Origin of the sequence: Paenibacillus sp. FSL R10-2199 (assembly GCF_038000235.1) — a bacterium.
Lineage (GTDB): Bacteria > Bacillota > Bacilli > Paenibacillales > Paenibacillaceae > Paenibacillus_AQ > Paenibacillus_AQ phytohabitans.
On sequence record NZ_JBBOBO010000001.1, the window covers coordinates 2,750,471 to 2,764,811 of the forward strand.

The window sequence follows — 14,341 nt, forward strand, 5'->3', positions numbered from 1 at the left end:
GGAAAGGTGAGAGCAATCATGCTGAAATTTACTACCGCAAGAGAAGCGATGGCTTCGGCTGAAGATATCCTGAGACAAGCCTTCGCAGACCGGATTGGCCCCGGGGCGCACATCAGCGCCCTCTTTACGGATTCGGAACGCCGGGGGGCTGTAGGCATAGCCGGTCTGCCGCTTCGGCTGCCTGCCATTCAGGAGCTGCTCAAGCTCCCCGATGTGGCAGCGCTGCTGCCGGGTGAAGCGGGTGCCTCCGCGTTGTTCGCCGTAAACGAAGATGCCACGGAATTGTCACTGTATATCCGGCACACCGGAAGACAGGAGCAGACTGTTGACGTACCGGAGGCTGCCGCAAGCGTGGCTTTGGCGCACTTGCAGGCTGCCCCGGGCTGGGCAGGCGCGCTTAACGCTGAGGGCGAGCATGTAATTGATCTGCGTTCACCCGTGCCGGGTCCGCATTTCGCGGTCAATTTGCTGATGGGCAACCGTCTGAGCTTTCCCCATCCGCTTCAGACCACCCCGAAAAGCGTTGTTGACCGGCTGGGCGGCGGCAGCTTCCGTTCACATGCGGCCACCCAGGTGCTGGCCACCCGCTGGGATATGCGCCAGGAGGAGAACGGGTTCCCGGCTAACCGGCAATTCTATCTGTTCGAGGACGGGAAGCAGATCTTCTATTCCGCGGACCCCGGAGATGAGGGAATGGAATCGGCGGTCTGCCGGCATTCACAGAATGTAACCCGAATCACCTGCCGCACGCGCTGCGGACTGGAGATTACACGAATCATCTCTATTCTGCCTCAATACGAGGGCCTGCCTCTGGCTACCGAATTACAGCGGATTGAGATTGAGAACCATGGAGAAGCCGACCGCCGTCTGCGGATCGTCTACACGGGAATGTTCGGTTCCGCCGCACCGGGTGCATTGTTTGAGGATGTGCTGTACAGCAACGTTATTATGCAGGGCGGAGTGCTCCAGGATAATACGGGAGCCGTGGCAGCCATCAGTCCGGATTATTATCCCGAAGGCGGCCGTCATGATCTGCGCTTCCACACAATGATCGTTCACGGGCCAGAAGGACCGGTGCTGCCCCGTGAATACTGCGTCAGCTACAATGAATTTGTCGGCACAGGCTCGCTGCACCGTCCGTCCGGCGCGCTCAGACTGAGTAACATTCTGCACCGTAAGGGGCCCGGCTTCTTCGCGGTAGCCGGGGAAATTCAAGCGGCTGCGGGAACTAAGACAGCTGTTGACCAGTTGACCGGTCTTGTCTCCGACAAGAGCGGGGCGCCCTGGAATGACACAGTGCTGGCGGATGAAGTGGGGGCTCTGGTCGCCCGTTTCTCCGACCCATGCGCGGCGGAATCAGCGCTGGCGGAATCAGCCGGGTTCGTGCGGGATTACAGCAAGTTCCTGCAGGTATTCTCCGATGACAAGAATTTCGATGTCTTTGTCAACCGCAATCTGCCGTTTCAGGTGCTCTATCAAAGCTTTGTCTCCCGTTCCTTTTGCCAGACACAGAAGGGCTACAGGGAGATCGGCTTCCGCGAAATCCAGGATTTGTACGCATCGATGTATTATTTTGTCGGCATGGGACGAAGCGCTCTGGTGAAAAGTCTGCTTAAGGAATGGACCGGCATGGTGTTTGAACTGGGCTATGCCTATCATAACTTCTTCTGGGCCGGCAAGGAGCCGGGCAAATGGTCCGACGATGCGTTATGGCTTGTTCAAGCCGTCTACCGCTATGTAATGCTTACCGGCGATCTCGAGTTCCTGGACGAGTCTTGTCCGGTAGCGGGACAAGACGCGAGCCGGCCGGTCTTCGAGACACTCAAGGCGATTATTGTCTATTCAGGGCAGATTTCAATCGGCCGCCACGGTCTGCCCTTACTGGACTTCGCAGACTGGAACGACTGTCTTAAGCTGGATGACACGTATCTGAACGGTCCAGCTAAGGAAAAGCTCTACCGGGAGCAATTGCAGGCAGGCGGGGTCTTCGGGGATTCACTGGACAGCGATTATTCCGAGAGCGTCATGAACGCCTTCCTGCTGAAGGTAGCGGTAGATGGACTGTCTGCTCTGGCTGCCCGCAAAGGGGAGCAGGATGATGCCGATGAGCTGAACCGCTTCGGAGCCAAGCTGCGCGGGCGTATTCAGGAGCATGCCTGGAAGGGCGATTTCTTCGCCCGCGTGCTCTTCAACCGGTACCCGGATGGCGAATACACTTATTTGGGAGCTGCCGGAGACGGTCTGTCAGCAGATCCGGCATCCGAGGGTTCTTACTTCTTAAACTCCTTCAGCTGGAGCATCCTGTCGGGCTGTGCCGATGAGTCGCAGATCTCGGTGATGCTGGACACTATGAAGTCGCATCTTATGACTCCTTTCGGATTGAAGCTGGTTTCGCCGGTTGCCTTGGGCCGGGTCTCTACCCACACAGCTTCGGACGAATACTTTCCGGGTGACCGGGAGAACGGCGGCGTATTCAAGCATGCCTGCATGATGGCCGCAGCTGCGATGTTCAAGGGTGCCAAGGAAGTCTCGGATTCAGGGCTTGCTGCCGAGCTGGGCCGCCTCGGCTATTGGCTGCTGGACCGGATCATGCCGTTCAAGACGATGGAGGATCCGTTTGCAGTCTGCGGAAATCCACGATTCTGCACTCAATATAATAACAGCGAGACCGGTGAGAATATCGGTCCGATGCTAAGCGGCACCTCGACCTGGCTCACCCTCTCGCTGATGGAAGCGCTAGGCATTGAATATACGGCGCAGGGCATCGCACTGAGTCCGATCCTGCGGGAAGAGCAGACAGAATTCTCTTACACTCTCAAGCTTGGCAAATCTTCGTACTGTATCCGGATCAGTAAACCGGAAGGCTTCCGCCGGATGCACGGCGGTGATGCCCGTCTGACACTGGATGGCCGGGCGCTGGAGGATGGGTTTATTCCGACTCCGGATGACCGGCTCACCCATGAGGTGGAGCTGCGGTTTGAAGAGTAAAGATGTTATAATGCCCGGTCACGGAATTCATGCGGGGTCATCCCCGTGTACTCCTTAAAGAGTTTGATAAAGTAATGGGCATTGGAGTAGCCCAGCTCGGCGGAAACCTCATAAATTTTCAGCGGCGTATGAATGAGCAGATACGCCGCTTTTTCCATCTTAACCTGACTAATGTAGTCGCTGATCCGCTTGCCTGTCTCAAGCTTGTACATTTTGGACAGATATACCGGATGCATCTGGACGTGATCGGCGATGGCCTGAAGGGAGACATAATGTATATTGCGGTCAATATATTCATGTACGTTCCGAATCAGGACTGTCCGGCTGTCCCGCCGCTCGGATTCGAAATGCTCCTTCAGCAGCTTAACCATCTCCAGCGCCCATTCCCGCAGCTTGTCTGCCGTCTGGAAGGGGGCCTGCTTCATTAGCGGATTGCCCACGATCTCGCCCAGCATCTTCTTATTCTTATGGGCGAAATAATAGAATGCCGTCTCCAGATGCAGGCGGGCCTCATGGATATGCTCAAGAGAGTGGTCCGGATTCCGGGCCAGCTCCGAAGCGATGGCGTTCAGCTTGTCTTCGATCCCCTGCCAGTTGTTCGCTTCGAATAAATGGAAGAAAAGCGGAGGCTCGTAGAGCGGCTGGAGAATTTCTACAGGGTTAAAGCTGCTGTTGTCCGTGGCATCCAGATAGATGCCTGTTTCGCTGCCGATATGCTGGCGGATAGCTGAGATGCCGGATTGATAGAGCGTGTACACCTGATCCGGGAATCCTCCCCAACCCGTAGTGACCACAGAAAGGCCGCCGCCAATCAGCGTGCTGACATGATTCTGCAGCTGATAGGCGGCCTGGGTGATATCATCTGCCAGATTCAGGCGGGGTTCAATGTCTTCCCTGGGCTGCAGCAGAAATACAAGATAATCATGGACATCCTTGCTTGACCAGATGTGGAACCGGTCTTGAAACAGCTCTTGCGCGATATTAATAATGGCGTATTCGAACAGCAGCATGCTGCCCATGTCCTGACGCCGGAAGAACTCCTCCGGTCTGACGATTACAAGGCATACCGGCAGGCTGGTGGAGAACGGCAGATCGAATTGGGAGAGCCGCTCGTGCAGCTGCGGCCTGGACATCTTCCGCCCCTGCAGGAGCTCGCCGAGCAGCCGGTCCCGCAGGAGCGGAAGATGCTCGCGGAAGGTCTGCATTGTCCGCTGATAGGAGGACCAAGTCTCCCATTCGCCGCGCAGCTCTTCCTGGAGCCTGCCAATAACGGCAACCAACTGGTCATTGGCAATTGGCTTAAGCAGATAGGCACTGGCTTGCTCTTCAATCGCCTTGCGGGCATATTCGAATTCGGCATAACCGGTCAGCATAACGACCCGGATATGCTTCCAGCGGCTACGGATGGAGGCGATTAGTTCGATGCCTGAAATTTCAGGCATATTGATGTCTGTGACAACAATGTCGATAGGATAACGCTGAAGCAGCTCCAGTGCCTCGTATCCGGAATAAGCCTTGTGGACTTGTTCAAATCCCATTTCCGTCCAAGGAAGCGAAATGGATAGATCGTCGACGACATAAGGTTCATCGTCAATCAGAAGAATTTGATGCATAGGGTTCCTCTTTCTTCTCCATGCGAAGAGTGATTTTTAAGCCGCCTTCAGGTGAAGGGGCGATCAGAAGGCCGGATGAATCACCATAATGGGACCTGAGGCGCTGCTGGATGTTCCATAGCCCGCAGCCTCCGTCCTCGCGCGCCGTTTCGGAAATCCGGGCCTGCAAAGCGGTAACTGCCTCATCCGTCATGCCAGCTCCGTTGTCTGCAACGGTGACTATGACACTCTCTTGTGTATGGGAGGCGGTGATCCGAATGGAGCCTTGGCCGATCTTTTTCTCAATGCCGTGAATGATGCTGTTCTCCACCAAGGGCTGGATCAGCAGCCGGGGAATCTGCAGACCCAGCAGATCTTCCGCGATATCCATCTCATAGCGGATGCGCTGTTTCCGCAAATTCTGAATCTCCAGGTAATTCTCCAGCAGCTTCAGCTCGTCCTGCAGCGTAGTGAGGGAATGGTCCGCCTTGGTGATGTAGCGGTAATATTCTCCGAGGTTAAGCGCCATAGCCTCCACCGAATCGGTGTCGCCGACAACGGCCTTACTCTTAATAAAGAACAGGCAATTGTAGAGGAAGTGCGGATTAATCTGCGATTGAAGCTGTTTCAAGTGGGCATCCTTGGCCCGGAGCTGCTCCAGGTAGACCTGTTCAATCAGCAATTGAATTTTCTCTGCCATTTCATTGAATTCTTCGTTGAGCATTGTGAACTCAGGATTGGTCTTGGTATGAATACGGGTAGACCAGCGTCCTTCCTTCATCCTGTTGAGCGAACGCAGTAAAAGGCTAACCGGACGCTGCACTTGACGATATAGCTGCAATGAGAACAACAGGCTCATGACCAGGAGAAAAGCCGATCCCGTCAGGAAGAAATAACGGCTGCTGCGGATCGGCTGAAGAATCTGCTTCAGCGGCGAATAATGCACGACCCGCCAGTTAATGGCCGATGAAGGAACCGAACTGATAAGAAAGCTGCCCTTCTTGAGGTTGAGGATCTCCGATGTGCCCTGTCCGTCTGCGGAATCAAGCGTTGCGGTGATCCGTTCAGCCATTTCCCGGTCGGTATTGCGGGAGAGGATCATCCCGAAAACCGGATGGAACAGGAAGGTATCGCCCTTGTTCTGTGACTGGTAGGCATCGAACATTCGTTCAATGTTGGATACAGGGAAATACATCGACAACAGCAGTTCCGCCTCTCGGGGAGGGCTGCTTTCTGTAGCGGGATCTGACAGCAGCAGGCGGAAGCCCGCTTCAGTGCTGCCCCTGTCCTCAGAAATATACTCCCAGCCTGCCGGAAGCGGATTCTCCAGTACGGAGGAATCAAAGGAGAGTGAGGAATCTGACCCCAAGGTCTCACCGTTGTGCGGCTTGTACAGGACAATCCGGTTCTCCCACGTACTGGAGCTGGTCTGAAGGGAGAGCTTCTCCAGCACGGTCATAATGGTCTGGGCGGGGTCAATAAGATGGCCCAATTGCCGGATCTGCTCGTAGTCACGGATGGTCGGGTCTCTCTGAAGAGCATACATGCTGCCCGCCAATTGGTTGATATTGTTGTCCATCTGCTGGGTCAGGAACTCCAGGTGATTCAGGTCCGTTGTCTTGATCTGACTCGTGATGACTCCGATATCCTTGCGGTAGGATAATCCGTAGAATAAGAGTGTGGTTGATATAAGGGAGAGCAGGATTGCAACCATTTTAATAAACAAACTCGGACGCCAGGCCATAAAATCATCCTTTTCAGAAGCTTTCACTGTTAGCCGTAATAAAAGAAGTGTACCATGTGATGCCGAAGAAGATTATGATACAAGTTGTCCGGCCCTCCAGAACATTACGAAAAGCAGGTGGTTCCATGAAATTCAGATTGCCGTTGATCGCGCTGGTCCTGATATTGTCGGGCTGCACCTTCCGCAGCTCCGGGGGCACTCTCCCGGCAGCTTCCCCGGAGAGCACGGCGCCTCATTTTGACGTCAAAGCGGGTAAATATAATCCGCCCATAGACCTGTACACAGTGGGCTCCGTGAACCCCAATTTGACCTTTAAAAAAGGCGAGAGCCTTGAACATAATGTGCATACGGCCTGGGCGGAGGAACGGTTGGGAATCCGTATCCGTTATCTCTGGACCATCTCCGGCACCTCCGAGAACTACGCCAACAAGCTGAGGCTTGAGCTGGCCAAAGGCAATATGCCCGATGTTGTCACTACAAGGGATGCAGCCATCATTCAAGAGCTGATTGACTCCGGGCAATTCATGGAAGTCGGCAGTTTATTTGAACATTATGCCTCCCGGGTGTGGAAGAAGGCTGTTGCCGAGGACACCTCGGCATGGAATGCCTTCGTGCGGGACGGGCATAAGTATGCGATTCCCATCATGGATTACGAATACAACTCCGATCCGCTGCTTTGGATTCGCCAGGATTGGCTGGACAAGCTGAAATTGGAAACACCGCGGACTCTGGATGAGCTGGAACAGGTCATGGACGCTTTTGTCAACCAGGACCCGGACGGCAACGGATTAAAGGATACTTACGGCCTTGCGTTAGGATTCCGAAACGGTCCCAGTACCTGGATGGGGGACAGCAGCTGGATTTTTGGAGCATTTGGCACGGTTCCCGAGCAATGGAACCGCCGGAGTGACGGAACCCTGGAATATGGTTCCGTGCAGCCCGGCGCCCGGAAGGCTGTCGCGCTTATGAAGCATTGGGTCCAGCAGGGGTACTTGTCGACGGACAGTGCCTGGCTTGATGAAGAGGGCGCCGCCAACCGGTTTGTCTCCGGCAAGGCCGGCATGATTGCCGGCCCGTATTGGATGCGCGGCTGGCCTTTGTCTTCCCTGACTGCCGCAGACCCGCAGGCGTCTGTCAAGGCTGTTGCGATACCCTCCGGACCGGAAGGTACCGCTATGAGAAGAGGCACCTTACCTGTCAACGGAGCAATACTGATTAACAAGAAAATGAAGCACCCCGAAATCTTTTTTACCTATCAGAATTATATGTTTGATTATTATGCTACCTCCACCGGCGAGTTCATTAATGGTCTTGCAGAGGGCTATGACTGGGCAATGGCGGACGGCAAGGCGACCATTGAGCCCTCTGCGCTGCCGATGGGCGTCATCCGGGCGGCCTCCTACACACTGACCTTCGACGGGGCGAGAATTCCCTCCGAAGTGATCAAGGAGATTCCGGAGGATATTACCCCGGTGCTGCTGGGCCAGAAGGAGGCTTCCCGTAAGGAACAGTTCACGGGACCGCCCACCAAGACGATGAAGAGCGACGGTGAGCTGCTGAAGAAGCTGGAACAAAAAAGCTTTCAAAACATTATCTTTGCAGACAGCGGTATCGGGGAATTTGACGAGTTTGTCGGCAAATGGAAGGCCTACGGGGGATTGTCCGAAACCTCGGAGGTCAATGCCTGGGACCGCAGCCGCCGATGAGTCCGCAGGGACAAGAAACCGCCTTCATCAAGGCGGTTTCTTGTCGGAGAGGCGCTGGAGCTTCTTACTCGCCCCGGTCTGGCGCTGGAGTATAGCGGAATTCGTCATAATAAGCATGTAGCGGAGCCTTGCCGTCATAAGCCTCCAGCCAGGAATCCACACCTGTTCCGTTCCAGAGATTCATCATAATACGGCCCGGAGTAAAGGGAATACTCTCGGTCGCTGTATGAACAGGGCGGCCGTCTACATACCAGGTAATGGAATCCCTCTTCCAGTCGAAACCATACCAGTGAAATTCTTCTGACGCGTCAAAGCCGAGGTCAATCACCTTTTCATGTCCCCCGATGCCGTCTGTGAAGTAGTTCAATTGCATCTGGCGGGTGTTTTTACCCAAAAATTCAATATCGATTTCATCCCAGGGCTCGCCTTCCGAAGGGCCGGTATACGTGAAGAAAGAAGAGACTACACCGGGATTGGCCGCCGGCTTCATACGGATTTCATACTTGCCATAGCTGTACTTTTCCAGCGAACGGTATTCTGCACCGTCGAACTCGCCGGGGGACCGGCTGGTAAGAGACAGGGTCATAAGATCATCCCCGGCAAATGAGATGTTATCTTCTCGCCAGGTGCAGTTGAACATGTCTCCGTTGGAATAGCCATCCGTTTTCTTCCAGAACTCCGAATTGAATTCTGTAAAATTGTCCTTCGCGCCTCCTGCTTCGGATCGGGGTGCTGTAGTGAAGGCCCATAGGCCCCATACTGCTGCTGACAGAGCAGCAACGGCTACGGATGCTTTGATTAACCTGTTGCGTATCAATTCTGTTCCTCCTGTGATGATGTTTCTTGCTTTTATCGTACAGAACCCAGGCTCTGGCCGCTATACCAATGTGTCAATCCGGATAACAAATTCTGAAGATAACGGCTTCCGGGCAGATGTAAAAGGACTCCGGCAGGTGCGCTCTGTGCGCCGCCGGAGTCCAAATTTCGTTTTTAGTTGCCTGTAAATTTCAGCCAGTCGTAGTAAGCGTAGAGCGGATTGGCTCCGTTATAGGAACCGAGCCAGGAGTCCACTCCCGTTCCGTTCCAGAGATTCATCATAATTTTACCGGGACGGGACGGAATATTGCTGGTGGCCGTATGCTTCAGAACGCCGTCCACATACCACTTAATGTAGCCCTGCTGCCAATCGAAGGCATACGTATGATAACCTTGGGAAGCGTCAAATCCCAGATTCACGATCTTTTCATGGCCGCCAACCCCGTTTGTATAATAATTGAATTGGACTTTAGTGGTGTCCTTGCCCAAAAACTCGATATCAATTTCATCCCAGGGCGTACCGTCGGAAGGTCCGGTATAGGTGAAGAAGGAAGAGACGATTCCGCTGTTCTTGGCAGGCTTCATGCTGACTTCATATTTACCGTAGCCGTACTTGTAGACAGACCGCATTTCTGCACCGTCAAATTTATTATTGCTGGGACTGGTCAGTGCCAGACGAAGCTGTCCGCCGCTTGTAAATGAGATATTGTTAGCGCGCCAGGTGCAGTTGAACATCCCGCCATTGGAATAGCCGTCGGCTTTTTGCCAGGTTGCGGAATTGAAGTAGGTCAGAGGCTCATCAAAGACGGTGGCTGCCGAAACAGACGGAGCTCCAGTGAGCAATCCGGCAAGCAGCAACAGCATGCCTGCACCGCATAATCGTTTTAACCTTTTCATAATAAAAGTACCCCTCCTCGGAATGAAAGCGTTTTACAATATGATTTTAGCGGACCTTGATGCCGGCCACTATACCAACTTTCCAACCCAAATAACAAAAAACCAATTTTTTGCAGGCAAGAGTATTTCATTACCCTCTCACACATACTAATATTGCATGACTGTTAGAGGCTGTACATGTTCAGGAGGGGTATTATGGAGCAATGGTCCCAAAGTAAATGGTTCCGCTGGATGATCGGCGTGCTGCTCTCCCTGATCATTCTGTATTTCGTCTGGCTGCTCCGCCCCATGCTGGAGGGAATATTCCTGTTTCTAAAAGCGATCCTCGCCCCGTTCCTGGCGGCAATGATCATCTCATATGTGCTGAATCCCGTGGTATCCATGCTCTCCAGGAGAAAAATGCCGCGCAGCGTGGCCGTCCTGCTGATCTATGCCGTATTTCTCACCTCCCTGGCGGTCATTCTGATCAACCTGATCCCCATGTTCATCGAGCAGCTTGAGGAGCTAAACGAGCACCTGCCGGAGATGACACTGCATGCGCAGGGTCTGATGCGGAACATGAACTCCAGACTGATTCCGCCCGGCGTGGAGACGGGGATGAATAACTGGTTCTATCAGCTGGAAAACCGCCTGGCCGAAGGTATCTCCCATTTCCTTGATAATATTGCGTCGACGATCGGTATCCTGTTCAATGCATTCATTGTGCCTTTTCTGGTGTTCTACATTCTCAAGGACTTCGATGTGTTCGAACGGACCGTTGTATCCTGCCTGCCCCGTTCCCGCCGCAAGTCGATTGTCACCCTGCTGAAGGACATTGATGAAGCGCTTGGCAATTATATCCGCGGGCAGTTTCTTGTCTGCATCATCATCGGCGTGCTGGCCTATATCGGCTATATGATTATCGGTATGCCTTATGCGCTGCTCTTCGCCTGTGTGGTAGCGGTCTTTAACATTGTGCCTTATATGGGTCCGTTTCTGGGTGCGGCTCCGGCCATTGTAATGGCTTCAACCCTCTCGTGGCGCCTGGTACTAATGGTAGCTGTGGTGAATACACTATGCCAAATGCTGGAGAGCAACGTCATTTCGCCGCAGGTGGTCGGACGGAAGCTTCATCTGCATCCGCTGCTGATTATCTTCGCGCTGCTGGTCGGCGGGGAGATCGCCGGAATGATCGGACTGATTCTGGCGGTGCCGTTCTTCGCAGCCGGTAAAGTGGTCATTCAGCATATCATCGCCTATTATATCCGCAGAAAGCCGGCATAAAAGCAGGGATATTGCTAAATCATTGACGGTACATGTATCTTTTGGTTATAATGTGGTGAATATTACGAATAAGAAGCAGTACACATAGCAGTGCGATGAAGAGGAGTATTAATTCGTGAGACCGTTATTGCAGAGAGCCGGCACCTCAGGTGCGAGCCGGTTAACGGACCGCAGTGAACTCACCTCGGAGTAACGGCGCGAGCCGCAGGTTCCTTAAGCTTCATTAATAAGGAGACCGGCGTGTGAACCGTCGTCGCCTCACCCCCGCTAAAGGGTGTCAAAGTGAGTGCCGGACAAAGAATGTCCGCCGCTAACTAGGGTGGTACCACGGGAATTCAAACCTCTCGTCCCTAGCGATAATACGCTAGGGATGGGAGGTTTTTTTGCGGTTAGTCCGGCGGAGCGGCGGGAAGCCTGGGATGGTTCCAGCGGCGCCGCACGGTCAAGGATATTCCAGCAGTTCCGCGATCCGAAGCGGGGCCTGGGCTTTGCGGATTCTGCCGGTCCGGCGAAGCTTGGGCGGGTTCCTACCAACCCGGCGAATCAATGGCGGGTTTGGCTTTTCAGGCCCTACCGGCCCCAGCGAAGCATTGCGGGTTCTTGGACTTTGCTGTTCCGCCAGGGCCAGCGGATTGGTTTAACAGAACTTATGTAAAGATAAAGGAACGGATAGAAATTTTGGAGCTGTAGCAACGTTAGTGGCCGCCTTTAGATTCGGATTTCTACCGCGATGAGCGGTTCTAATCAGGAAATCCGAATATAACAGCGGGCGGAAGCCCAAAACTTTCTGCAGTGACCCTTATTTACAGTATTTCTTTTTATAACATTAGCCTTACCTAAGACAGCAACACTCCAAGGAGGAGCATAAGATGAGCGACAACACATTTACCCAAGCCCACACCGGCTACCGTGCCCAGACTATCGAGCCGAAATGGCAGAAATTCTGGGACGAGAACAAGACATTCAAAACAAGTGAAGAAGCAGGCAAACCGAAGTTCTACGCCCTGGATATGTTCCCGTATCCTTCCGGCGCAGGGCTGCACGTAGGCCATCCTGAAGGCTACACCGCTACTGATATTGTTTCCCGTTTCAAACGGATGCGCGGCTACAACGTGCTGCACCCGATGGGCTGGGACGCTTTCGGACTGCCGGCTGAGCAGTATGCGATGGATACCGGACAGCATCCGCGTGACATTACCTTCAAGAACATTGATAATTTCCGCCGCCAGATCAAGTCGCTGGGCTTCTCCTACGACTGGGACCGCGAGATTAGCACAACTGATCCGGGTTACTACAAATGGACGCAGTGGATTTTCATCCAGCTGTACAACCGCGGTCTGGCGTATGTAGCTGAGGTTTCCGTGAACTGGTGTGAAGCGCTGGGTACCGTCCTGGCGAATGAAGAAGTGATCGACGGCAAAAGCGAGCGCGGAGGCCATCCCGTGGTCCGCAGACCGATGCGCCAGTGGATTCTGAGAATTACCGAATACGCAGACCGTCTGCTCGAGGATCTGGATGAGCTGGACTGGGAAGAGAGCATTAAGGATATGCAGCGCAACTGGATCGGCAAATCGACCGGCGCTGAGGTGACTTTTGCCATTGAAGGGCATGAGGCTACGCTTGAAGTGTTTACCACCCGTCCGGATACCCTGTTCGGAGCAAGCTATTGCGTCGTGGCACCGGAGCATAAGCTGGTTGATGTGATTACAACAGAAGAGCAGAAGGCTGCCGTTGCAGACTACCGCGACAAGGCTTCCCGCAAGAGTGATCTGGAGCGTACCGATCTGGCCAAAGAGAAAAGCGGTGTCTTCACCGGCGCTTATGCAATCAATCCGGTGAACGGCGCACAGGTGCCGATCTGGATTGCCGACTACGTGCTGGCCGGCTACGGAACCGGAGCGATTATGGCTGTTCCGGGCCATGATACCCGTGACTGGGAGTTCGCCAAGCAGTTCGGCTTGAATATTATTGAAGTAGTGCAAGGCGGCAACGTCGAAGAAGAGGCTTATTCCGGCGACGGCCCGCACGTAAATTCCGGATTCCTCGATGGCCTGTCGAATACTGAAGCTATCGCCAAAATGATTGCCTGGCTGGAAGAGAAGGGCAGCGGCAAGGGCAAAGTAACCTACCGCCTGCGCGACTGGCTGTTCAGCCGCCAGCGTTACTGGGGGGAGCCGATTCCGATTCTGCATCTGGAAGACGGCACAATGAAGACCGTTCCTGTGGACCAGCTGCCGCTGGTACTGCCGGATGTGGATGCCATCAAGCCTTCGGGCACAGGTGAATCCCCGCTGGCGAATGTAACCGAATGGGTCGAAACAATTGATCCGGAGACAGGAATGAAAGCCCGCCGCGAGACCAACACCATGCCGCAATGGGCCGGCAGCTGCTGGTACTACCTGCGCTATATTGATCCGCACAATGATCAGGAGCTGTGTTCACCCGAGAAGCAGAAGGAATGGCTGCCGGTTGACCTGTACATCGGCGGAGCCGAGCATGCGGTGCTCCACCTGCTGTATGCCCGCTTCTGGCACAAGGTTCTCTATGATATCGGCGTAGTCGATACGAAGGAACCGTTCCACAAGCTCGTGAACCAGGGGATGATCCTGGGGAACAACAATGAGAAGATGAGTAAATCGCGCGGCAACGTCATCAACCCGGATGAAATCGTAGAAGCTTACGGCGCAGATACACTGCGCGTCTACGAAATGTTCATGGGGCCGCTGGAAGCGACTAAGCCTTGGAATGAAAAAGGCGTGGAAGGCATCCACCGCTTCCTCTCCCGCGTATGGCGCCTGTTCGTGAACGAAGATGGCAGCATCAGCGCTAAGATCTCGGCAGATGGCGGTACCGATGAATTCAAACGGACCTGGCATAAGACGCTGAAGAAGGTAACCGAAGACTTTGAACATCTGCGGTTCAATACGGCGATCAGCCAGCTGATGATTTTCATCAACGACGCTTACAAGCAGGAGAGCCTGTCCACAGAAGCGGCAGAACAGTTCGTCCAGATGCTGTCGCCGCTGGCACCGCATATTGCCGAAGAGCTGTGGCAGCTGCTGGGTCACGAAGGAAGCATCAGCTATGTCGCATGGCCGGCTTATGATGAAGCCTGGACCGTAGATGCGGAAGTGGAAATTGTCGTGCAGGTTAACGGTAAAATCGTTCAGCGCGCACTGATCCCTATGGATATGGGTCAGGAAGACATGCAGAACCATGCGCTGGCCCTGCCGAACGTGAAGGCAGCCGTCGAAGGCAAAACCGTACGTAAAATTATTGCCGTTCCCGGCAAGCTGGTAAATATAGTAGTGGGTTAAGCGAAGAACGCAACATTG

General features: G+C 53.9%; 9 protein-coding genes. 5 read left to right on the top strand and 4 right to left on the bottom strand.

The features are described from left to right. Positions 1 to 18 precede the first annotated feature (18 nt). On the top strand, positions 19 to 2,988 hold the full coding sequence (locus tag NYE33_RS12010; protein ID WP_341065914.1) for a GH36-type glycosyl hydrolase domain-containing protein: 2,970 nt from the start codon (positions 19 to 21) through the stop codon (positions 2,986 to 2,988). A gap of 5 nt (positions 2,989 to 2,993) precedes the next feature. On the opposite strand, the gene NYE33_RS12015 is transcribed toward NYE33_RS12010, so the two are convergent. Together NYE33_RS12015 and NYE33_RS12020 are read right to left on the bottom strand one after the other, a co-directional pair. Next, positions 2,994 to 4,601: a response regulator gene (locus NYE33_RS12015; protein WP_076245112.1), complete on the bottom strand. Its 1,608-nt coding sequence runs from the start codon at positions 4,599 to 4,601 to the stop codon at positions 2,994 to 2,996. Then, positions 4,579 to 6,306 carry a sensor histidine kinase gene (locus NYE33_RS12020; RefSeq protein WP_341065915.1) on the bottom strand — a complete coding sequence of 576 codons (1,728 nt, stop codon included), beginning with the start codon at positions 6,304 to 6,306 and terminating at the stop codon, positions 4,579 to 4,581. The genes NYE33_RS12015 and NYE33_RS12020 overlap by 23 nt, the downstream gene beginning before the upstream one ends. A 143-nt stretch (positions 6,307 to 6,449) precedes the next feature. Between NYE33_RS12020 and NYE33_RS12025 the strand changes: the two genes are divergently transcribed. Continuing rightward, positions 6,450 to 8,030, top strand: coding sequence for an extracellular solute-binding protein (locus NYE33_RS12025; RefSeq protein WP_076245109.1), 1,581 nt, complete (start codon positions 6,450 to 6,452; stop codon positions 8,028 to 8,030). A 64-nt stretch (positions 8,031 to 8,094) separates the two neighbouring features. On the opposite strand, the gene bglS (NYE33_RS12030) is transcribed toward NYE33_RS12025, so the two are convergent. Both bglS (NYE33_RS12030) and bglS (NYE33_RS12035) read right to left on the bottom strand, forming a co-directional pair. Next, on the bottom strand, positions 8,095 to 8,829 hold the full coding sequence (gene bglS / locus NYE33_RS12030) for a beta-glucanase (protein ID WP_076245239.1): 735 nt from the start codon (positions 8,827 to 8,829) through the stop codon (positions 8,095 to 8,097). Positions 8,830 to 9,020: 191 nt separating this feature from the next. Continuing rightward, positions 9,021 to 9,710 carry a beta-glucanase gene (gene bglS, locus NYE33_RS12035; RefSeq protein WP_371916283.1) on the bottom strand — a complete coding sequence of 230 codons (690 nt, stop codon included), beginning with the start codon at positions 9,708 to 9,710 and terminating at the stop codon, positions 9,021 to 9,023. Positions 9,711 to 9,938: 228 nt separating this feature from the next. Between bglS (NYE33_RS12035) and NYE33_RS12040 the strand changes: the two genes are divergently transcribed. The 3 genes from NYE33_RS12040 (at position 9,939) to leuS (ending at position 14,323) form a co-directional block, all read left to right on the top strand. Next, positions 9,939 to 11,006 carry an AI-2E family transporter gene (locus NYE33_RS12040; RefSeq protein ID WP_076245106.1) on the top strand — a complete coding sequence of 356 codons (1,068 nt, stop codon included), beginning with the start codon at positions 9,939 to 9,941 and terminating at the stop codon, positions 11,004 to 11,006. 370 nt (positions 11,007 to 11,376) lie between these two features. Then, a complete protein-coding gene (locus tag NYE33_RS12045) occupies positions 11,377 to 11,661 on the top strand; it encodes a hypothetical protein (RefSeq protein WP_341065916.1) in 285 nt (94 codons plus the stop codon). 214 nt (positions 11,662 to 11,875) lie between these two features. Next, a complete protein-coding gene (leuS, locus tag NYE33_RS12050) occupies positions 11,876 to 14,323 on the top strand; it encodes a leucine--tRNA ligase (protein WP_076245101.1) in 2,448 nt (815 codons plus the stop codon). The last annotated feature ends 18 nt before the right edge of the window (positions 14,324 to 14,341 follow it).